Origin of the sequence: Arthrobacter sp. Soil761 (genome assembly GCF_001428325.1) — a bacterium.
Taxonomy (GTDB): domain Bacteria; phylum Actinomycetota; class Actinomycetes; order Actinomycetales; family Micrococcaceae; genus Arthrobacter.
On sequence record NZ_LMSF01000029.1, the window covers coordinates 202,489 to 223,484 of the forward strand.

Genomic DNA, 20,996 nt, shown 5'->3' on the forward strand with positions numbered 1-20,996 from the left:
GAATTACAGTAGTCCTGCCTGGGTCATCAGATCGCTGACCTTCTGGGAGTTGAGTTTCGCAGCGTCCACCTTGGGGGCCTGCAGGTCCTTGATGGGAACCAGCTTGTCGTTGGCAGGCACATCAGAGCCGATGGCGTACTCGAAGGACGTGCCGTTCTTCAGGACTTCCTGCCCCTTCTTGCCGGTGATGAACTTCAGGAAGGCCTGCGCGGCTGCAGCGTTCTTGGACGACTTGAGCACGCCGCCGCCGGAGACGGACAGGAAGGCGCCCGGGTCCTCATTCTTGAAGTAGTAAGGCGTGACGTTGTTGGAGTTCTCGCCGGTCTTGGCCTGGTCGCCGTAGTAGTAGTAGTGGTAGATCAGCGCGGCATCCACTTCACCGGCGTTCACTGCCTTCATGGCCGTGCTGTTGCCCTTGTACGCCTTGGAGTTGTCCTTCATGGCCTTGAGCCAGTCCTCGGTGGCGGACTCGCCCTTCAGTTCCAGCAGTGCGGAGACAATGGCCTGGAAGTCCGCGCCGGTGGGTGACGCAGCCCAGCGGCCCTTCCATTCGGGCTTGGCCAGGTCAAGCATGGACTTGGGCAGCTGGTCCTCGGTGAGCTTGGTCTTGTTGTAGACCAGGACGGTGGAGCGTGCGGCGATGCCCGTCCACTTCCCGGTGGAGGGGGTGAATTCGGAGGGGACCTGGGCCAGGGTGTCCTTGTTGACGTCGGCGAACAGGCCGGCGTTCTCCACCTGGGTCATGGCGGGGGAGTTTTCGGTGAGGAACACGTCCGCGGGGGACGCCTGGCCTTCCTGGATGATCTGGTTGGACATCTCCGTGTCATCGCCCTGCCGGAGGGTCACCTTGATGCCGGTTTCGGCCGTGAAGGCATCCACCCATTCCTTGGTGAGGCTCTCGTGCTGGGCGTTGTACACCGTAATCCCGCCCGCGGCGGCGCCGCCGGAAGCGGAAGACGAGCCGTTGCCGGCGGGGGTGGCGCCGCCGCAGGCGGTCAGGCCAAGAGCGGCGGTGGCGGCGAGTGCGATGCCGGCCAGCGCGCTGTTGCGGATCTTCATTGAGGCTGCTTTCGGTGGGGAAAAAGTCTGCTTGAACCTAAGTCCTGATGGGCGCCGGTAAACGGTGCCTATGTCAGGAAACTGTAGGGTAGGCAAACCTAAGCTCCAAGCCGGAAAGCGCTTTAAGTGATGAGGTTCACATCAATTACGCAAACAAGGCATGACGTAATTCTGATGGTCCGCTAGGTGTTCGGGTTGGGGTCGTGGACGTCGTGCTCCCCAATGTCCGCGGCACCCAGGAGGCTCTCCCCGGGGGCGTTTTCGGACGGGTGGAGCCGGACGCTCAGCTCCGGGTGGTGCAGGTCCAGGGCGGGACGTTCCGAACGGATCCGGGGCAGGGACGTGAAGTTGTGCCGCGGCGGCGGGCAAGAGGTGGCCCACTCCAGCGAAGCGCCGAAGCCCCAGGGATCGTCCACGGTGACCTTCTTGCCGGCGCGCCAGGTGATGTAGACGTTCCAGAAGAACGGGATGAGGGACGCGCCCAGGAGATACGACCCGATGGTGGAGAACTGGTTCATTCCGGTGAAGTTGTCCTCCGGCATGTAGTCCGCGTACCGGCGGGGCATGCCCAGGACACCCAGCCAGTGCTGGATGAGGAACGTGGCGTGGAAGCCCAGGAACAGCATCCAGAAGTGGATCTTGCCCAGGCGCTCGTTGAGCATGGTGCCGGTGAACTTGGGCCACCAGAAGTAGAACCCGGCGAACATGGCGAACACCACCGTGCCGAACACCACGTAGTGGAAGTGCGCCACCACGAAGTAGGTGTCCGAGACGTGGAAGTCCATGGGCGGCGAAGCCAGGATAATCCCGGTGAGGCCGCCGAACAGGAACGTGGCCAGGAACCCCATGCTCCAGAGCATCGGCGTTTCGAAGGTCAGCGACCCGCCCCACATGGTGCCGATCCAATTGAAGAACTTCACGCCGGTGGGCACCGCGATGAGCATGGTCATGAAGGCGAAGAACGGCAGGAAGATCGCGCCGGTGACGTACATGTGATGGGCCCACACCGTCACGGACAGGGCTGCGATGGCGATGGTGGCGTACACGATGCCCTTGTAGCCAAACAGGGGTTTGCGGCTGAAGACCGGGAAGATCTCCGACACGATGCCGAAGAACGGCAGCGCAATGATGTACACCTCCGGGTGGCCGAAGAACCAGAACAGGTGCTGGAACCAGAACAGGTGCTGCCAGAGGATGGCGCCGCCGTTGGCCGGGTCGAAGATGTGGGCCCCGAACTTGCGGTCCGCGCCAAGCGCGAACAGGGCGGCGGCCAGCGGCGGGAATGCCATGAGCACCAGGATGGCGGTGACGAGGGTGTTCCAGGTGAAGATGGGCATCCGCCACATGGTGAGCCCCGGGGCGCGCATGCAGATGATGGTGGTGATGAAGTTGACGGAGCCCAGGATGGTGCCGAAGCCGGACAGCGCCAGGCCGAAGACCCACAGGTCACCGCCGATGCCCGGGGTGAACGTCGTGTTCGACAGCGGCGCATAGGCGAACCAGCCGNGTGCCGAAGCCGGACAGCGCCAGGCCGAAGACCCACAGGTCACCGCCGATGCCCGGGGTGAACGTCGTGTTCGACAGCGGCGCATAGGCGAACCAGCCGAAGGACGCTGCGCCCTGCGGGGTGATGAAGCCGGACACCGCGATGGTGGAGCCGAACAGGAAGAACCAGAAGGCCAGCGCGTTCAGGCGCGGGAAGGCCACGTCAGGGGCGCCGATCTGCAGCGGCATGATCACGTTGGCGAACCCGGCAAACAGCGGGGTGGCGAACATCAGCAGCATGATGGTGCCGTGCATGGTGAACAGCTGGTTGTACTGTTCCTTGGTCTGCAGGATCTGCATGCCGGGCTCGAACAATTCGGCACGGATCAGCAGGGCCATCACGCCCCCGGCGCAGAAGAACACGAAGGACGAGATCAGGTACATGTACCCGATGGTCTTGTGGTCGGTGGAGGTGATCCAGTTGACGATGATGGTGCCTTTGGAGCGCCGGACCACTGCCGGTGCCGCCGTGGCTGCGGTTCCGCCCATTCTTTGGCCTGTGGTGGTCATGTTCGGTGCCCTCCTTTACTGTGCTGCGTCCGGGGCCTGCGGTGACGGGGCCGACATCGGTGCCCTGTTGTAGTCGGCGCCCAGGTTGCCCGTGTTGCCCTTGGCCTTCAGGTCCGCGATGTGGCTGTCATACTCCTGCTGGCTGACCACCCGGACCTTGAACAGCATCTCGGAGTGGTACTCGCCGCAGAGTTCGGCGCACTTGCCCATGTATTCGCCCACGCGGTTGGGGGTGATGTTGATGTAGGGGTTGTACTGTTCGTGGCCCGGATACAGGTCGCGTTTCTGCAGGAAATCCACCACCCAGAAGGAATGCTGCACGTCGCGCGACTGCAGGTGCAGTTCCACTTTCTTGCCCACCGGCAGGTAGAGGGTGGGCAGCCGGTCCGGGGTGCCCCAGTCGCCGGTCAGGTGGGCCTGCTGTCCGGCGTCCTCGTGGACCTGTTCCTTGACGTAGTTGAAATCCCAGGACCACTGCTTGCCGAAGACGTCGATCACCACGTCCGGGTTGGGGTAGCGTGCATCGATGGCCCGCTGTTCCCGGTCCGTGAAGACGAACAGGACGCCGATGACGATCAGCGGGATGGCCAGGTAGAACACTTCCAGCGGAAGGTTATAGCTCAATTGCGCGGGGAACCCTACGGTGTTCTTCCGGCGCCGGTAGGCAACGATGACCCAGATCATCAGTCCCCAGGTGATGATGCCCACCACCAGTGCAGCGATCCAGGAGTTGACCCACAGGTCCGTGATCAGCGCGGTGTTGTTGGTGGTGTCACGGTTCCCGGGCAGGAAGCCGCGGGACACTTCGGCGGAGCAGGAGGCCAGCAGCGGCAACACACCAAGGCCAGCGCCCAGTCCTGCCAGGCGCCGCATGCTTTGGTTTTTGAATGGTTTCCTACCCACCTGTGGTCCCTCCGGCATGCTCCAGAAGCCCAACTGCATGAGCCCACTGCTGGCCCCGGGACCAGCAGTTGTGTGCCCCACCCTACGCCGGGGCGGATGCTGATGGGAAGAGGTTTTCGGGGGGGGGGGGGGGGGGGGGGGGCTAGCGGCTGCCGGCCCAAACGGACACTGCTCCCGAATGGCCGGTCACGATGCTTTGGTACACCAGGAACAGTCCCGCCAGTACGCCCAGCACCGAGGTGGCGGGGAGCAGCCAGCGGGACTCCAGGAGCCCGCGGAGACCGTGGAAGGCGGGTCGGCGTGTCAGGAGCGTGGGGAAGGCTGCGGTGATCTGGGCACCCACGGCCACCAGGAACAACACTGTGACGTAGCGGAGGAAACTCCCCTGGTGGGCGTGCTCCTCAACCAGTTGTGACGCGCCCCTGGCCTTTTCCAGCTGTTCCCCCGCTTCGGCGGTAAGGACGGACAGCGGAACCAGCAGCAGTGCCAGGACTCCCATGGGCCAGGCCAGGTAACGCCTGGTGCGCCGGAGCAGGGCGAAAACCACTGCCGAGACCCCGGCCAGCGGAGCCAGGACCACCACGCCGTGGATCAACAGAATATGGGCCGGAAGGCCGGCGATCTCCAGCACGGGAAACTCCTGATCAGTAGCGGGCAGCGGAATGTGGGAAGTGGCTGGGCTCGAGAAGGGCTAGGCGATGCCGGTGGTGCCCAGGAGGCTTCCCACTGCGAACGTGAAGGCCATGGCAAGCGCCCCGCCAACCACCAGCCGGATGGTGGCCTTGCGCCTGGAGCTGCCGCCGATTTTGGCGCTGACGGTGCCGGTCAGCGCGAGCGCCAGGATGACGGCGACGAACGTGACCGGGATGCGCGCCCCTTCGGGCGGGAAGATGATGGCCAGCATAGGCAGCACGGCGCCGACGGTGAACGCGATGGCGGAGGCGAAGGCCGCGTGCCAGGGGCTGACCACTTCCTCTTCGTCGATGTTCAGTTCGGCAGACAGGTGTGCCTTCAGTGCGTCCTTTGCCGTCAATTCTTCGGCAACTGTCCGAGCCGTGGCTTCGCTGAGTCCCTTTGCCTGGTAGATGTGCGCAAGCTCTGCCAGTTCGCCGTCGGGATCGTCCCTGAGCTCCTGGCGTTCCTTTTCGATCAGTGCCCGCTGGCTGTCGCTTTGGCTGCTCACGGAAACGTATTCGCCCAACGCCATGGACACGGCGCCGCCCACCACCGCCGCGGTGCCTGCCACCAGGATTGGCGCGAGGTCGTTGGTCACCCCGGCCACGCCCACCACAGTTGCCGCCACGGAGACGATGCCGTCGTTCGCGCCCAGGACACCGGCCCGCAGCCAGTTCAGGCGGGATGCCACGCTGCTGTCGTGCGGTTCGTTGCGGCTCAGCTTGAGAGTTTCAGACATGCTGGCAGTAAAGCACTGCAGGGACCCCTCTGCCACGAAGGTTTGCATCCCCTAACCACACGGGCATGCCTGGTGCAGACCCTGTACCAACTGCAATCCTGGGCGTACCTTAAAACAAATAAGTTTACTTACTAGTCCTGAAAAGCAGGATCCAGGCCTGGGCGCTCCAAGAGCAGGCAACGGGAGGAGGACGACGGCGATGGACACCTACGGCAATGACGGCAATGGAGGCGCGGGCGCAGGCAGGCGAACGTTCGGCGTCGAGGAGGAGCTGCTCCTGGTGGACCCCGCAAACGGGGAAGCCGTGCCGATGGCCGGAGCACTCCTGAACCTGTACGTCCGCCCCCTGCAGGCCGGAGCCGGGCCCGTCCTGGCCGCTGAGTTCCAGCAGGAAATGATCGAGGTGGTCACCCCGCCCCACGCCACCCTGGCACGGCTGGAACAGGACATCATTGCCGGGCGGGGTATCGCCCGGCAGGCGGCAGGGGACATCGGCGTCAGGGTGGCCGCGTTGGGAACCTCGCCGCTCCCGGCTGACCCGCATCCCGTACAGCTCCGGAGATTCAGGGCAATGACGGAGGAATACGGGCTGACCGCCAGGGAACAGCTCACCTGCGGGTGTCACATCCACGTTTCGGTGGAGTCGCCGGAGGAAGCCGTGGCCGTGCTGGACCGGATGCGTATCTGGCTGCCGGTGCTTATCGCGCTCAGCGCCAACTCACCGTTCTGGCACGGCCAGGACAGCGGCTACGCCAGCTACCGCTCCCAGGTCTGGAACCGCTGGCCCTCGGCCGGTCCGCTGGACATCCTGGGGACCCCGGACGCCTACCACCAGCTGGTGCACGACATGGTGAGCACCGGCGTCGCCCTGGACGAGGGCATGGTCTACTTCGATGCCCGCCTCTCGCGGCACTACCCCACAGTAGAGATCCGCGTGGCCGACGTGTGCCTGCGGCCGGAGAACACCGTCATGCTGGCGGGAATTGCCAGGGGCCTGGTGGAAACGTCCGCGCGGGAATGGCGCGAGGGCATCGAGCCGGTGTCGGCGCCCTCGGCGCTGCTTCGGCTGGCCGCCTGGAAAGCAAGCCGGTGGGGGCTGCGGGGAGAACTGCTGGACCCGCACACGCACCGCCCGGCGTCCGCGCTCGCCGTCGTGAATTCCCTGCTGAACCACATCCGTGGGGCGCTGGAAGACATGGATGACCTGCCCCGGGTGGAGGCCCTGGTGGACGCGGTACTCAACACCGGCACCGGCGCCGTGCGGCAGATGGAGGTGCTGCACCGCACCGGCGACCTGGAGCAGGTAGTACAGGATGCCGCTGACTGCACTGCCGGCTCCTCCTAGGAGCCGCGTCCTGGACGCAGGCGTCAGTAGGTGGTGGCGTTGGGCAGGATCAATGGCGGCAGCGGTGTCTGATTGAAGTCGAAGGCGTTGGCCAGATCGCCCAGTTGCGGGTTGTTCTCCCGGACCCCGGGGCGGTTGTCGGGCCGGCCGTCGGTGGCGGGGTCGATCCTTTCGCCGCCCAGGAAATCGTCCTCGATGAATTTGAAGTAGGCGTCCTGGCTGAGGATCTGATGGTCGATGTAGCCCTTCTTCGCGTAGGGGCTGATGACCATGGCGGGGACGCGCAGGCCGTAGCCGCTGTTGTCCACCGCAGGTGGCTGGACATGGTCATAGAACCCGCCCCAGTCGTCCCAGTTCAGGAAGATGGCGGTGCTGTCCCAGTCCGGGCCGCTCATGATCGCGTTGACCAGCCCGGCAACATACTGCTGGCCGGTGCTGACCTTGGCCGGGGGATGTTCGCTGACCTCGTCGCTGGGTGCCACCCAACTGACGGCCGGCAGCCTGCCCTGCCTGGCGTCGTCGTAGAAACCGGCAAGCGGTTTGATGTTGCCTTGCTCGCCGTCCTCCTTGACCGTGTCGAAGTACGGCAGCGGATTCCACCGCCCCGGCGTTTCGGCATCCTGCTCAACGGGGGCGCACGTGGCGGCATCGTTGCGGCAGTCCGGCTCGGTGCCGCTGAAGACGTAGTAGGCCCACGGCACATTGTGTTTGTGGAGCAGGTAGGTCAGGTCGGTCCAGGCGTAATTGGGCTGTTTCAGGTTCTTGGCTGCTGCTGCCAGCTTCTCCTTCAGCGCGGCCGGGAATGGTGCTGCGTCGACGGCGGCCTTGCAGGTGGCGTAGGAATCGGTGCGTTTGCAGCTGGCCGTTGCCAGCTGCTGGGTTTGGACGGCAAGGTCGGGGCCACTGCCTGCCTCCCCGAGGGCGTCGCGGCAGGTCTGCAGGTCCTGGTCTGCCTGGCATTCGCCGATCAGGCTGTCATCGAACTCCGCCTTTTCAGGTTCATTGTCCAGGCCATCCAGTGCATCCACGCACGACGACGGCTCCCCGGGCTTCGTGCACTTGGCCGACCACTCGGACACCATGTAGAGGTGGGCCTGCAGGCTTCCGGCTGCGGCGGAGGTGAACATGTGGTCCTGAAGCACGAAATTGTCGGCGTATGTCCAGTAGGTCGGCAGCTGTTTTCGGTCGTGGTAGCCCATCACGTCGGTGCGCCTGGTCTTGTACGTGCAGTCGGTGGCAGTCGCCTCGCAATGGGCAATGCCCTTTTCCGCCTGGGCCACGAACCCGTCCATGGCACCGTTGTTGATGTCTGCCGCCGCGTCGGCCGGACTGTGCGGGCCGCCGTCGTTGCTGTCTGATGAATCATAGAACGGCGCAACGCAACCTCCGCGCGCCGGGTCCGGCAGGCAAACGGCAGGCTTGCCGTCCTGCATGGGAATGCCGTCGGCACCCGGGTAGGTGCCGAAGTAGCTGTCGAAGGACCTGTTCTCCTGGGTAATGATCACCACGTGCTTGATCTTGGAGATCCCTCCGTTGGTTCCGGACGAGGTCCCGGGGCGCAGGGCAACGGGAACCACGACGGCGAGCAGCACCAGGGCCGCCACGGTCAAGGCGGCGGCCGGGACACCGGGCCGTCGTCCCTGCCCCGGGAAGCCCATCTTAGGAAGCCTGCCGGAAGACATCGCCGCCAAAGGCCTGCACGCCCGGGTCGCCGGCCATCCCGAGCCGCGGCAGGTGGAAGATGTCCTCCATGGTGGCCAGCAGGCTGTAGTGGTTGTACGGCTGGTCCGATGTGGCCCCTGGCGGGCTGAACGGGGACAGCACCAGGGCACCCACCTTGCCGCCGGCTGCACCGCCTCCGGGGCTCCCGGCGTCTCCGGCGGACGGCCCGGCCGTGTCGCCCTCGGCCTCGTCGAAGGTGATGACCAGCACGCCGTCCTGCTTGTATGCGGGGGAGGACAGGATGGCCGGCACATGGGCCTTAAGCCACGAGTCCACGGCCCTCAGTCCGCCGCGGGTGCCGTCGGCGCAGGATTCGTCATGCCCGTCGTGGCAGAGGTTGGGCGTGATGTAGGCAAGGTTTGGAGTGGTGGCTGCGGATTTCAGGTCTTTTGCCAGCGCCGAAAAGTTCACCACGTTCTTCACGCAGTCCGGGGACGACGTGATGGCGTGGAAGTAGACGAAGGGGTTGTGGTGCGTGGAGTACATCTCGTCGGCGGTCGCCCGGATGTGGTTGTCGGGTTCGCCGGGGGCCGGGTGCTCACAGGGCTGCTGCATGTCCTCCATGTACCCCTTCCACGTCTTGCCAGACGCGCTCAACTGCCCGGCGATGGTCTGCGCCTGGTCCGGGTAGAGGCAGCCGTTGCCCTGCAGGGTGCCGTCCCCGTCGCTGCCCGTGGTGTTGAACTCCGTGTAGGTGCGGCAGTCCTGCTCCGTATTGTCGTTGGGCCGCTGGCCGGAAATCTGGGCCAGGTAGTTGGGCAGCGAGTTGTGGGCGATGCCGTAGTAGTTCTGCAGCAGCACGCCCTTCTTCCGGAGGGTTCCGGACAGGTAAGGCGCGGCGGAGTTGCCACCCCACACGGAGTCGTAGCTCTTGTTCTCCAGGTTGATCACGAATACGTGCCCGGGGGCTCCGGCGGCCGTGGGGGTGCCCTGCGGATCGACGGCGGTGCCTGGGGTCTCTGTGGGTGTTGGTTCCGCCTCGGGGCTTTCGGATGGCGTGGCGCTTTGGGAATCGGGAGGCGATGCCGGTGCTGGACCCTGGCAGGCCACGAGCCCGAACAGCAGCAGGGCCAGCAGTGGCAGCAGCGCGGGTGAGGGCCGCCGCCGAACAGCGGTTGAGCGGGCTGATATTCGGTACACACGCGGCCCCTGTCGTCGGTCTCTACAGCGCCCCAGCGTTGACGCCACTCTTGCATACAGATGCCGAGTTGTGCAGGGGCAATCGCTGTGAGTTGGCAGTGAATCAGGTTCCGGGTTGCCGCCGGTGCCGGGTTCAGGTGAACTTTCGGCGGTATACGGCGGCGGCGACTGCGCTGGCTGCCACGAGAAGTCCCGCCAGCCAGGCCAGGGCCGTCCAAATGCCGCTGCCCACGGCTTCCTCCGCCAGCAAGGCACGGATGGCATCGACGATGGACGTCACCGGCTGGTTCTCGGCGAACCAGGCCACCGGGCCGGGCATGGAACCGGTGGGAACAAAAGCGGAGCTGATGAACGGCAGGAAAATCAGCGGGTAGCTGAAACCGCTGGCCCCGTCCACGGTTTTCGCCAGCAGCCCGGCGATCACGGCGATCCAGGTCAGTGCCAGCGTGAAGAGGGCGAGGATTCCGACGACGGCGAGCCAGGCGGCCACGGAGGCTCCGCTGCGGAATCCCATCAGCAGGGCAACGCCCACCACGGCGGCCAGTGCCCCGAAGTTGGCGGCCAGTGACGTGAGCACGTGGGCCCACAGGACGCTGCCCCTGGCCACCGGCATGGAGGTGAACCGTTCGAATATGCCGCCCTGCAGGTCCAGGAACAACCGGTAGGCGGTGTAGGCGACGCCGGACGAGATGGTGATGAGCAGGATCCCGGGGAGCAGGTAGTTGACGTACGGGCCGCCGGCGCCGGTGTTGATCGCACCGCCGAACACGTAGACGAACAACAGCATCATGGCCACCGGTGTGACGGCGGTGGTGATGATGGTGTCCGGGCTGCGCAGGATATGGCGGAGCGAGCGGCCGGCCAGGACCCGTGTGTCGCTGAGGATATGGGTGGTCATGGCAGTTCCTTTCGTGCGCCGGTGGTGCTTTCGGAGCCGTCCTTGGCCGGGTCCCCGACGAGGGCTAGGAAGACGTCCTCCAGCGAGGGCTGCTTCTCGACGTATTCCACCGTGGCGGCCGGAAGCAGCCGCTTGAGTTCGGCAAGGGTCCCGTTCCTGATAATGGTGCCCTGGTGCAGTATGGCTATCCGGTCGGCCAGGTGTTCGGCCTCCTCGAGGTACTGCGTGGTGAGCAGCACCGTGGTTCCGCGGGCAGCAAGTTGGCGCACGGTCTGCCAGACGTCAAGGCGGGCCTGCGGGTCCAGGCCGGTGGTGGGCTCGTCCAGGATGATGACCGGCGGGCTGCCAACCAGGCTCATGGCGATGTCCAGTCTCCGGCGCATCCCGCCGGAGTAGGTGGACACCCTGCGGTTCCCGGCCTCGGTGAGGGAAAACCTGGCAAGGAGCTGGCCGGCAATCTCCCCAGGGCTCCGCAGGTGCCGCAGCCTGGCCATCAGCACCAGGTTCTCCCGCCCGGTCAGCACGTCGTCCACCGCGGCGAACTGGCCTGTGAGGCTGATGGAGCCGCGCACGCCCTCCGGCTCCGCGCCGGCGTCGTACCCGTTCACCATGGCGGTGCCTGCATCCGCCCGCAGCAGCGTGGACAGGATGCGCACCAGCGTGGTCTTCCCGGCGCCGTTGGAGCCCAGGAGCGCGAAAATGCTTCCCGGCGCCACGTCGAAGTGGACGCCCCGCAGAACGCGCAGGCCCTTGAACGACTTTTCGATGCCCTGTACCCGGATGGCGGGTGCCGGGGCCTGGTCATGGGTCATGGCCGGTCCTTTCCCGTGGCGGTGGTCAGGCGCCGTCGGCGGCGGCCCTGTTGATGGAGTCCGTCAGGCGCTGCCGCTCCTTGTTGATCCACTGGCCGTCGGAGTAGTTGCTGATGAAGGTTTCCGCGAACTCCACCGGATCGTCCCCCACGATGTCCCGAATGGCCGTACCGTCAGCGGCGGCCCCTTCCACCAGGTCCGCCAGGTCTTCGAGCATTTGCATGAGGACGTCGCCCTTGACGATGGCCCCGGCATAGGTGAAATAGCGCTCAAGGGCGTCAATGGTGGTGCGGTAGCTGCCGGGCAGCTGCTCTTTGCGCGCCTTGTACTGGCGCCAACGCTTTTTGTCGTCGAACGGGCCGGTGACTTTCTCGATCCATCCCTGCGTCATGGTTGTTCTCCTTGTTCCTGTGGCTGGTTCTTGTTGTGGTGGAGGTGCTCTATCCGTTCGGCGATGAAGCTCCAGGTGCTCCAGAACTCGTCCAGGTAGGCGCTGCCTGCCGTGTTCAGTGTGTAGACCTTGCGGGGTGGCCCCTTTTCGGATGGGACCTTTGCGACGTCCACGAGGCCGCGCTGTTCTATGCGGACCAGCAGCGCGTACACCGTGCCCTCGACAATGTCGGCGAAGCCCTCCTCCCGCAGCCGGGCCGTTATTTCATACCCGTAGGCGGGCTGCGCGGCGAGGATGGCAAGGACGATGCCCTCCAGGGTGCCCTTGAGCATCTCGGTCATTTGCTTGCCCATTGGGGGCTCCTCATTGCTACTTAGTGATGCTGACTACCAGTAGATAGTAACACTGAGTACCAGGACCGCAAGGGCCTCGTAGGTCTTTCTGCCCTAGCACCCCGCTGTTGCCGGGCGTTGACTTAAACCGCGGGAAGCTGGGGCCTGCGGGGCGGTTGCGCACAAGGCGTTCCGCCCGCAACAGAAAGGAAAGTTCAGTGAAAAAGTGGTATCGGTGGCAGGACTACGTGACGGTCGCCGCCGGTCTCTTCACCGCTATCGCGGTCCTGTGGACGCGGCAGCAAAGCATGTCCACCACCCTGATGCTCCTCTTCGGCGGGCTCCTGGTGGTCAGCGGCGTCATCAACCTGGCCATGCCGGGAATGCCGGCGATGGAATGGGCACAGGCCGTGCTGGCCGCTGCGCTGGTTGTCTCGCCGTTTGTGGGGACCTACACGGGCGCGACGGGGGCAGCCTGGACATCATGGATTGCCGGGGCAGTAGCGCTGGTGGTCACCGCGGTGGCCATTAAGCCCAGCACGGAAGCCCATCACAATCTCCGCATTTCGCATTAGCGGAGGCATCCGCCATGACTGAAGTGCTGCGTTACGAAGTGGGCTCCGGAACAGTGCTGGTTGAGACTGCGGACGACAGCTACGGCGTGGACCATCCTGCCCGCAATGAACAGGGGATCCTGGACACAGGCAGGCGGCTGGAAGACGCTCTTGCCAGCGTCCGCCCGGCTGCCCGCGCAGCACTGGAGGCCATGGCGGAACTCACCCCCGAACAAATAGAGATCGAGTTCGGGGTGAAGCTCGCGGGGGACGCAGGGGCGGTGATTGCAAAGAGCAGTTCCGACGCCCATTTTGTCCTTCGAATGTCCTGGAGCCCGGCGGCTGGAGCCCTGCCCGGGGAAGAAATCACGCATAACGGGTGATGGCTATGGTTGCGTTTCATGACAGGTCCGACGCCGGGCGGCGGCTGGGTAAACGGCTCGCCCCCCTGCGCGGAAAGGACGTTGTGGTGCTGGGACTGCCCCGGGGCGGCGTCCCGGTGGCGTTCGAGGTAGCCAAGGCCCTGGACGCGCCGCTGGATGTGATCGTGGTGCGGAAACTGGGGGTTCCGTTCCAGCCCGAGGTGGCCATGGGAGCCATCGGGGAGGGCAATGTCCGGGTCCTGGATCCGCGCACCATTTCCATGGCCCGGGTGACCCAGGAGGACCTGCAGCAGGTTGAACGGCATGAACGCGCCCTGCTGGAAAGCAGGGTGGCGCGGTTCCGCCAGGGGCGCCGGCGCATCGACCTCACCGGCCGCACGGCCATCATCGTGGATGACGGCATCGCCACCGGCTCCACCGCCAGGGCGGCCTGCCAGGTGGCCCGGCAACTCGGTGCGGCAAGAGTCATCCTTGCCGTTCCTGTTGCCCCCGCCCGCGCCGTCGTGGAGCTCAAGGAACCGGACGACGTCGTCTGCCTGCTTTCACCCCAAAACTTCCAGGCCGTGGGCTACTACTACCACGACTTCTCGCCCACGGAGGATGGCGAGGTGGTGCAGCTGCTCGACGCCGCCGCGTCCCCGCCCCGCCACCGCGCCGAGGAAGGGGAAGACGGGAGCCTGGAAGAGAATGTTGAGATTCCGGCGGGAACGGTGACACTGCGGGGCAGCCTCTACCTGCCCGCCAGGTGTGACGGCACGGTCCTCTTTGCCCACGGCAGCGGCAGCAGCCGGCACAGCCCGCGCAACCGCTTCGTGGCCTCCGTCCTGCATGGGGCCGGCCTTGGCACCCTGCTCCTTGACCTGCTCACACCCCAGGAGGAAGTCAACCGGGCCAACGTGTTCGATATCGCCCTGCTGGCCCAGCGCCTCTCCTCCGCCACCCATTGGCTGGAAGCGCGCCACGACGGATCCGCCGGCCGGATCGGCTACTTCGGCGCAAGCACCGGGGCCGGCGCCGCTCTGTGGGCTGCAGCCGAGCCCGGCGCCCAAGTTGAGGCCGTCGTCTCCAGGGGCGGCCGGCCGGACCTTGCCGGGCCGCGGCTTCCCGCCGTGAAGGCCCCCACCCTGCTGATCGTGGGCGGGGCGGACACCCAGGTGCTGGCCCTCAACCGCCAGGCCATGGCCCAGATGCATGCCCCCACGCGGCTGGAGATCGTTCCCGGGGCCACCCACCTGTTCGAGGAACCGGGCACCCTGGCCATGGCGGCCACCCTGGCCGCGGACTGGTTCCGGCAGTACCTCCTGCCGTCCCCGGTGGGGCGCGCCCGGCCGGAGGCCAGGGAATGACGGCGGCCCAGGGCCACCGGGATGAACACGGCGGGGAACGGGCGGCGGAAGCCGCCCAAATCCGCAGCCTCGCCCACCCGCTGGCCACCGCCGACGACCTCGAACCGCTGGTCCGCCTCGCCGCCCCGGCCCGTTTCGTCTGCCTGGGCGAGGCATCCCACGGCACCCAGGAGTACTACCACTGGCGGGCGCTGCTGAGCCGCCGGCTGATCGAAGAGTACGGCTACACCTGGATCGGTGTGGAAGGCGACTGGCCGGACTGCTGGCGCATCAACCGCTGGGTCCGGGGGGAATCCGGACAGGAGATGGACGCGCGCCGGCTGCTGGCCGGATTCGAACGGTGGCCCACGTGGATGTGGGCCAACCACGAGGTGGCCGAATTCCTCACCTGGCTGCGCGAATGGAACCTCCGCCTGCCCGAACACCAGCGGACGGGCTTCTATGGCCTGGACGTCTATTCGCTGTGGGACTCGCTGCGGGAAATCTTCGCCTGGCTGGAGGCCAACGCCGCCGACGCCCTCCCGTCCGCCCTGCAGGCCTGGCACTGCTTTATCCCGTTCCGGGAGGACCCGCAGCGGTATGCCATGAGCAACCGGCTGGTGCCGCAGTCCTGTGAAGCGGACGTGGTGGCATTGCTGGCGGAAGTCCGGCGGCGGACGCTGGGCCGGATGCAGGACGATCCGGCGGCCTTCGACGCCATCCAGAACGCCATTGTGGCCACCAACGCCGAGCGCTATTACCGGACCATGGTGCGCGGCGACCAGCAGTCCTGGAACATCCGCGACCACCACATGAGCGACACCATCGAACGCATCGCCGCCCACCACGGGCCGGCATCCAAAGGGCTGGTGTGGGCGCACAACACGCACGTCGGCGACGCGCGGGCCACGGACATGGCGCTTGACGGCATGGTCAACGTCGGCCAGCTGGTCCGCCAGCGCCACCCGGGACAGGTGGTGCTGGCCGGGTTCGCGTCCTACTCCGGGTCCGTTACGGCCGCCGAATCCTGGGGTTCGCCGGAGTGGACCATGGATGTTCCGGCCGCAGTGCACGGGAGCCACGAGGACCTCCTCCACGAGGCGCTGGGCGAACCGTCGGTGCTGGTGTTCGGGCCGGAACGGGCCGGGCGGTGGCTGACGTCCTGGCGCGGGCACCGGGCCATCGGCGTGGTGTACAACCCACGCCGGGAGAGGGGCAACTATGTGCCCACCCGGATGGGCGACCGTTACGACGCGCTGTTCTGGCATCCGCGGACCGAGGCCCTGCGGCCGCTGCACCACGAGTACCAGCCCGGCGAACCGGAGCTCCAAACCGAGCCCTCGGGGTTCTAGCCCACAGCGGTTCCACCCATAACAAAGGAACATGATGGACCAGAGGAGCACCATGGCCACCGGAACCGAGGGGTCCACGCGCTGGCCTGCCATCACCAAGGACGTGGCAGCCTTCCCGGTCCAGCCCAATTTGGCCGATTATGATGCCGCCCGGCGGGACTTCAGCTGGGACCAGGCACGGCAGGCGCTGGCCGGGCTGCCCGGCGGCCGCGGCCTCAACATTGCCTACGAAGCCGTTGACCGCCACGTGGCGGAAGGCCGCGGCGGCAAGGAAGCCCTGCGCTTTGTGCAGGCCGACGGCGGCACCCGGTCCCTGAGCTACGGCGACCTTGCGGACCAGACCAACAGGTTCGCCGCCGTACTTCGAAGCCTTGGGGTGGGGCGGGGCGAGCGGGTCTTCTCGTTCCTGGGCCGCAGCCCCGGGCTGTACGTGGCCGTGCTGGGCACCTTCAAGAACGGCAGCGTCTTCTGCCCGCTCTTTTCCGCCTTTGGCCCCGAGCCTGTCCGGCAGCGGCTGCACCTGGGGGCCGGCCGGGTACTGGTGACCACCAAAACGCTCTACCGCAAAAAGGTTGCGCCGCTCCGGGACACCCTTCCCGAACTCCGCCACGTCCTGCTGGTGGACGCGGACGGCAGCCCCGAACCGGGAACCCTGGACCTGGCCCGGCTCCTGGCTGGGGCTGACCCAATCGACGCGGTCGCGGACACCCAGCCGGAGGACATGGCCCTGCTGCACTTCACCAGCGGCACCACGGGCACGCCCAAGGGCGCCATCCATGTCCATGGCGCCGTCGCGGCCCACTATGCCACCGGCCTCTACGCGCTGGACCTGCACCCCGATGACATCTACTGGTGCACCGCCGATCCCGGCTGGGTGACCGGCACGTCCTACGGCATCATCGCGCCGCTGGTGCACGGGGTCACCGCCATCGTGGACGAGGAGGAGCTGGACGCCGACCGCTGGTACCGCATCCTCGCGGAGCAGCGCGTCACCGTCTGGTACACCGCCCCCACGGCCCTGCGGATGCTCATGAAGGCAGGCGCGGAACGAGCCGCCGGCCATGACCTCTCCGCCCTGCGCTTCATCGCCAGCGTGGGGGAGCCGCTGAACCCGGAGGCAGTGGTGTGGGGCCAGGACGTGCTGGGCCTGCCGGTGCACGACAACTGGTGGCAGACCGAAACGGGCGGGATCATGATCGCCAACTACCCCGCCATGGACATCCGTCCGGGCTCCATGGGCCGGCCACTGCCCGGCATCGAGGCCGCCCTGGTGGCCCGGGACGCCGACGGCAAGCCCGTGCTCCGGGACGGCCAGGCGGTCCTGGTCACCGAGCCGGACGCCATGGGGGAGCTGGCGCTGCGGCCCGGCTGGCCGTCCATGTTCCGCGGCTACCTCAACGAGGAGGAACGGTACCGGCGGTGCTTCGCCGGCGGCTGGTACCTCACCGGGGACCTGGCAAAGCGCGACGGCGACGGCTACTTCTGGTTCGTGGGCCGCGGCGACGACGTGATCAAGTCCTCCGGCCACCTGATCGGGCCCTTCGAAGTGGAAAGCTGCCTGATGGAGCACCCGGCCGTCGCCGAAGCGGGCGTGATCGGCGTGCCGGACCCCGTGGCCGGCGAAGTGGTCAAGGCCTTCGTGGAGCTCAAGCCTGGCAACGAGCCCACGGAGGAGCTGCAGCTGGACATCATCGGGTTCGCGCGGAAACGGCTGGGCGCCGCCGTGGCACCCCGGCTGCTCGACTTCACCGCCACCCTGCCCAAGACCCGCAGCGGCAAGATCCTGCGGCGGCTCCTCAAATCCCGCGAGCTGGGGCTGCCCGAAGGCGACACCTCAACACTGGAATCACCGGCAGGACCGGCCGTGACACTGAAGGACCAGCCGTGAGTACCCTCAAGAACCAGGCCGTCCCGGACGCGGAGCATGCCCTCCACCTGCTGCGGCAGATGCTGCGGGTGCGCCGGCTCGAGGAAAAATGCATCGAGCTGTACAGCGCCGCCAAGATCCGCGGCTTCCTGCACGTCTACATCGGCGAGGAAGCCGTGGCGGCCGGGGTGATGGAAACCCTGGCACCCGAGGATGCCGTGGTGGCCACCTACCGGGAACACGGGCACGCCCTCCTGCGGGGCGTCTCCGCCGGAGCCATCCTGGCCGAAATGTACGGCCATGCCGAGGGATGCTGCCGCGGGCGTGGCGGATCCATGCACCTGTTCGACGCCGCCACCCGCTTCTACGGCGGAAACGCGATCGTGGCAGGGGGTCTGCCGCTTGCCGTCGGCCTGGCGCTCGCGGACCGGATGTCCGGGCGCCAGCGGGTCACCGTCTGCTTCTTCGGCGAAGGCGCGGTGGCCGAAGGCGAGTTCCACGAAAGCATGAACCTGGCCGCGCTGTGGCAGCTGCCGGTGCTGTTCTGCTGCGAAAACAACCTTTACGCCATGGGAACCGCGCTGGGCCGTTCCGAGTCCCAGACGGACATCGCGCTCAAGGCCGCCGGGTATGAAATCCCCGCCTGGGCCGTGGACGGCATGGACGTGCTCGCGGTCGAGGAAGCAGCCAGGCGTGCCGTGGACGCCGTCCGGTCCGGCGGCGGCCCGCACTTCCTGGAACTGCGCACGTACCGCTTCCGCGCCCACTCCATGTTCGATCCGGAGCTGTACCGGGAGAAAGCCGAGGTGGCGCAGTGGATGGAACGGGACCCCATCAGCCTGCTGCAGGGTGCCATGCGGGCGGCGGGACGGCTGCCGGAGAAGGACTGGGCCGCACTTACGGCGGACGTGGACGCGGAGATCAGCACCGCCGTCGGGTTCGCCGAGAACGGGACGCCGGAACCGGTGTCCGAACTGGCGCGGTTCGTGTACAGCGACCGGGCGGAGAGTGACAGTGGCGATGTCAGTGCCGGCGACGGGGCCGGGAAAGGCAGGGCGGAAGGATGAAAACCACCTACCGGGAGGCCATGCGTGCCGCGCTGCGCGAGGCCATGCAGCGGGACGAACGGGTGTTCCTGATGGGCGAGGACGTGGGCCGGTACGGCGGCAGTTTCGCCGTGAGCCTGGGGCTGCTGGAGGAATTCGGGCCGGAACGGATCCGCGATACCCCGCTGTCCGAGTCCGGCTTCGTGGGGGCAGGGATCGGGTCTGCGCTGGGCGGGATGAGGCCCGTCGTCGAGATCATGACCGTCAACTTCAGCCTGCTGGCGCTGGACCAGATCATCAACAACGCGGCCACCCTGCTGCACATGTCCGGCGGCCAGTTCAACGTGCCCATCGTCATCCGGATGACCACCGGCGCCGGCCGTCAGCTCGGGGCCCAGCACTCGCACAGCCTGGAGGGCTGGTATGCCCACATTCCGGGGCTGCGCATCCTTGCCCCGGCCACCCTGGCCGACGCCCGCGGTATGCTCTGGACCGCGCTGCAGGACCCGGACCCGGTGCTGATCTTCGAGCACGGTTCCCTGTACAACATGGCCGGCGAGCTCGACGACGATGCCGGCGCCGTGGACATCGACAAGGCGGCGGTCCTGCGGCAAGGGAACGGAGGCGGGCAGGGCCTGACGCTCATCACCTACGGCGGCACCTTGCCCATGGTGCTGGACGCGGCCGGTCAGCTGGCCGGGGAAGGGATCGACGCCGACGTCATCGACCTCCGCTCCCTCCGCCCGCTGGACATGCACACCGTCCTCGCCAGCGTGGAAAAGACGCACCGCGCCGTGGTGGTGGACGAAGGCTGGCGCAGCGGTAGCATCTCGGCCGAGATCGCGGCCAGGATCGCCGAGCAGGCCTTCTTCGACCTGGACGCGCCGGTGGAGCGGGTGTGCAGCCTGGAGGTCCCTGTCCCGTACGCCAAGCACCTGGAGCAGGCCGCGCTGCCGTCCGTGGAGCGGGTCATGGCCGCCGCGCGAAGGGCCGTGGGCGCCGGTGGCTGAGTTCCGGATGCCGTCCCTGGGCGCGGACATGGAGCATGGCAAGGTGGTGGAATGGCTGGTCAAGCCCGGGGACTACATCCACAAGGGTGACCTGGTGGCGGCCGTGGACACCGACAAGACCGTGATGGACATCGAGTCGTTCCAGGAAGGCGTGCTGGCCGAGTTCCTGGTGGACATCGGCGACACCGTGGACGTGGGCACCCCCATCGCCCGGATCACCGCCACGCCCGCCGAACTCCCGCCAGCCCCGCCCGCGGACCACGGCGCAAAGGCAGCACCCCCGGTCCGGCACCTTGCGCACACGCTGGGGGTCGACGTCGGACGCATCAGCGGCAGCGGCACGGACGGCGAGGTGACCAGGGCCGACGTCGAACGCGCCGCTGCGGCGTCCGGCACCCGGGCGCCGGAGCCGGCAACAGCACCCGAAGCGCACCGGGTCCGGTCGTCGCCGCTGGCACGGCGGCTTGCCGCCGAACTCGGCGTCCAGCTGTCCGCGGTCACGGGGACGGGCCCGGGCGGTGCCGTCACCGAGGAGGACGTGCTCGCCGCCGTTCCGCCCCGGGGACGGCCAGCTAAGGAAGCCGGTGCGGAAAAGCCTGCGGCAGCACCGCCGTCGGAAGCCCAACCGGTGGAAGCCCCAACCGCGGAAGCGCCGCGCGGAACCCCGGAGGAGGAGCAACCCGGGCGGAAGCGGACGACGGCGGCCGGCGGCAAGGCGGAAAGCCTGCGGCAGGCCATCGGCGCGCTGATGTCCCGCTCCAAGAAGGAAATTCCGCACTACTACCTGTCCACCACCCTGGACCTGGCGGCGGCGATGGCGTGGATGCAGGCGGCGAACCAGCAGCGCCCCGTGTCATCGCGGCTGGTGCCGTCGGCCCTGCTGCTGAAGGCCACCGCGCTGGCGGCGAAGGAAGAACCGGACATGAACGGGTTCTTCACCAAGGGCGCGTTCCATCCCAGCAGTGCTGTGCACCTGGGCGTCGCCGTTGCCCTGCGGCACGGCGGGATCGTGGCCCCGGCGGTGCACCACGCGGACACCCTCAGCCTGGACCAGCTGATGGACCAGCTGCGGGACCTGGTCGGCCGGGCCAGGGCGGGGCGGCTGCAGCGCGCGGAGATGGCCGATCCCACCATCACAGTGACCAACCTCGGGGACCTCGGCGTGGAAAGCGTGTACGGGGTGATCTACCCGCCGCAGGTGGCCATGGTGGGCTTCGGCAAGGTGCTGGAGCAGCCGTGGGCGCACAACGGGATGCTCGGCATCCGGCACGCCGCCATCGCCACCCTGTCCGCGGACCACCGGGTCAGTGACGGGCTGCGCGGCGGGCGTTTCCTGGCCCGCATCGACGAACTGCTGCAGGCGCCGGAAAAGTTGTGAGCAGCGGGAG

20 protein-coding genes and 1 pseudogene are annotated in these 20,996 nt (G+C 67.1%); 9 read left to right on the forward strand and 12 right to left on the reverse strand.

Features of this window, described 5'->3' with window-relative positions; translation table 11 throughout:
* Positions 1 to 3: 3 nt before the first annotated feature.
* The 6 genes and pseudogenes from ASG79_RS17330 to ASG79_RS17350 form a co-directional block, all read right to left on the reverse strand.
* Positions 4 to 1,059 (reverse strand): iron ABC transporter substrate-binding protein, encoded by a 1,056-nt coding sequence (locus ASG79_RS17330; protein ID WP_018768822.1) that lies wholly within the window; start codon positions 1,057 to 1,059, stop codon positions 4 to 6.
* A 182-nt stretch (positions 1,060 to 1,241) separates the two neighbouring features.
* On the reverse strand, positions 1,242 to 2,565 hold a 1,324-nt coding region (locus ASG79_RS17335), incomplete at its 5' end, for a cbb3-type cytochrome c oxidase subunit I (RefSeq protein ID WP_235509837.1).
* A 1-nt stretch (position 2,566) separates the two neighbouring features.
* A pseudogene (locus ASG79_RS24175) lies at positions 2,567 to 3,114 on the reverse strand (cbb3-type cytochrome c oxidase subunit I); the annotation flags it as partial.
* Between the two features lie 15 nt (positions 3,115 to 3,129).
* The gene (locus ASG79_RS17340; RefSeq protein ID WP_018768820.1) at positions 3,130 to 3,987 is read right to left on the reverse strand and encodes a cytochrome c oxidase subunit II; all 858 of its coding nucleotides are present in this window, start codon (positions 3,985 to 3,987) and stop codon (positions 3,130 to 3,132) included.
* 172 nt (positions 3,988 to 4,159) lie between these two features.
* Positions 4,160 to 4,648 (reverse strand): hypothetical protein, encoded by a 489-nt coding sequence (locus tag ASG79_RS17345; RefSeq protein WP_018768819.1) that lies wholly within the window; start codon positions 4,646 to 4,648, stop codon positions 4,160 to 4,162.
* A 60-nt stretch (positions 4,649 to 4,708) separates the two neighbouring features.
* Positions 4,709 to 5,431: a VIT family protein gene (locus ASG79_RS17350; RefSeq protein WP_056393141.1), complete on the reverse strand. Its 723-nt coding sequence runs from the start codon at positions 5,429 to 5,431 to the stop codon at positions 4,709 to 4,711.
* Positions 5,432 to 5,630: 199 nt separating this feature from the next.
* On the opposite strand from ASG79_RS17350, the gene ASG79_RS17355 reads away from it, so the two are divergent.
* A complete protein-coding gene (locus tag ASG79_RS17355) occupies positions 5,631 to 6,776 on the forward strand; it encodes a glutamate--cysteine ligase (RefSeq protein WP_056392750.1) in 1,146 nt (381 codons plus the stop codon).
* A 23-nt stretch (positions 6,777 to 6,799) separates the two neighbouring features.
* Here ASG79_RS17355 and ASG79_RS17360 read toward each other — a convergent pair whose 3' ends face one another.
* The 6 genes from ASG79_RS17360 to ASG79_RS17385 all read right to left on the reverse strand — a co-directional run bounded on the left by ASG79_RS17360 (position 6,800) and on the right by ASG79_RS17385 (position 12,092).
* Positions 6,800 to 8,434, reverse strand: a complete 1,635-nt coding sequence (locus ASG79_RS17360) for a phospholipase C (protein ID WP_056392752.1) — start codon at positions 8,432 to 8,434, stop codon at positions 6,800 to 6,802.
* A gap of 1 nt (position 8,435) precedes the next feature.
* Positions 8,436 to 9,638 (reverse strand): alkaline phosphatase family protein, encoded by a 1,203-nt coding sequence (locus tag ASG79_RS17365; RefSeq protein WP_235509838.1) that lies wholly within the window; start codon positions 9,636 to 9,638, stop codon positions 8,436 to 8,438.
* A gap of 133 nt (positions 9,639 to 9,771) precedes the next feature.
* Positions 9,772 to 10,536, reverse strand: a complete 765-nt coding sequence (locus tag ASG79_RS17370; RefSeq protein WP_056392757.1) for an ABC transporter permease — start codon at positions 10,534 to 10,536, stop codon at positions 9,772 to 9,774.
* Positions 10,533 to 11,348: an ABC transporter ATP-binding protein gene (locus ASG79_RS17375; protein ID WP_056392759.1), complete on the reverse strand. Its 816-nt coding sequence runs from the start codon at positions 11,346 to 11,348 to the stop codon at positions 10,533 to 10,535. Before ASG79_RS17375 ends, ASG79_RS17370 begins: the two co-directional genes overlap by 4 nt.
* A gap of 25 nt (positions 11,349 to 11,373) precedes the next feature.
* Positions 11,374 to 11,739 (reverse strand): DUF1048 domain-containing protein, encoded by a 366-nt coding sequence (locus tag ASG79_RS17380; protein WP_018768812.1) that lies wholly within the window; start codon positions 11,737 to 11,739, stop codon positions 11,374 to 11,376.
* Entirely contained in the window at positions 11,736 to 12,092 is a 357-nt protein-coding gene (locus tag ASG79_RS17385) for a PadR family transcriptional regulator (RefSeq protein WP_056392760.1), read from the reverse strand. Before ASG79_RS17385 ends, ASG79_RS17380 begins: the two co-directional genes overlap by 4 nt.
* Before the next feature lie 197 nt (positions 12,093 to 12,289).
* Between ASG79_RS17385 and ASG79_RS17390 the strand changes: the two genes are divergently transcribed.
* The 8 genes from ASG79_RS17390 to ASG79_RS17425 are packed head-to-tail and all read left to right on the forward strand — an operon-like array spanning position 12,290 to position 20,986.
* Positions 12,290 to 12,646, forward strand: coding sequence for an SPW repeat domain-containing protein (locus ASG79_RS17390; RefSeq protein ID WP_056392762.1), 357 nt, complete (start codon positions 12,290 to 12,292; stop codon positions 12,644 to 12,646).
* 14 nt (positions 12,647 to 12,660) lie between these two features.
* Positions 12,661 to 13,008 carry a CU044_2847 family protein gene (locus ASG79_RS17395; protein WP_018768809.1) on the forward strand — a complete coding sequence of 116 codons (348 nt, stop codon included), beginning with the start codon at positions 12,661 to 12,663 and terminating at the stop codon, positions 13,006 to 13,008.
* A 5-nt stretch (positions 13,009 to 13,013) separates the two neighbouring features.
* A complete protein-coding gene (locus ASG79_RS17400) occupies positions 13,014 to 14,354 on the forward strand; it encodes a phosphoribosyltransferase (protein ID WP_018768808.1) in 1,341 nt (446 codons plus the stop codon).
* Complete coding sequence (locus tag ASG79_RS17405) at positions 14,351 to 15,685, forward strand: erythromycin esterase family protein (RefSeq protein WP_082581803.1); 1,335 nt, start codon at positions 14,351 to 14,353, stop codon at positions 15,683 to 15,685. The genes ASG79_RS17400 and ASG79_RS17405 overlap by 4 nt, the downstream gene beginning before the upstream one ends.
* A 52-nt stretch (positions 15,686 to 15,737) precedes the next feature.
* A complete protein-coding gene (acsA, locus tag ASG79_RS17410; protein WP_056393147.1) occupies positions 15,738 to 17,573 on the forward strand; it encodes an acetate--CoA ligase in 1,836 nt (611 codons plus the stop codon).
* Positions 17,570 to 18,619, forward strand: coding sequence for a pyruvate dehydrogenase (acetyl-transferring) E1 component subunit alpha (gene pdhA / locus ASG79_RS17415; protein WP_056392764.1), 1,050 nt, complete (start codon positions 17,570 to 17,572; stop codon positions 18,617 to 18,619). The genes acsA and pdhA overlap by 4 nt, the downstream gene beginning before the upstream one ends.
* Positions 18,616 to 19,608: an alpha-ketoacid dehydrogenase subunit beta gene (locus ASG79_RS17420; protein WP_018768804.1), complete on the forward strand. Its 993-nt coding sequence runs from the start codon at positions 18,616 to 18,618 to the stop codon at positions 19,606 to 19,608. Before pdhA ends, ASG79_RS17420 begins: the two co-directional genes overlap by 4 nt.
* A complete protein-coding gene (locus tag ASG79_RS17425; RefSeq protein WP_056392766.1) occupies positions 19,601 to 20,986 on the forward strand; it encodes a dihydrolipoamide acetyltransferase family protein in 1,386 nt (461 codons plus the stop codon). Before ASG79_RS17420 ends, ASG79_RS17425 begins: the two co-directional genes overlap by 8 nt.
* The last annotated feature ends 10 nt before the right edge of the window (positions 20,987 to 20,996 follow it).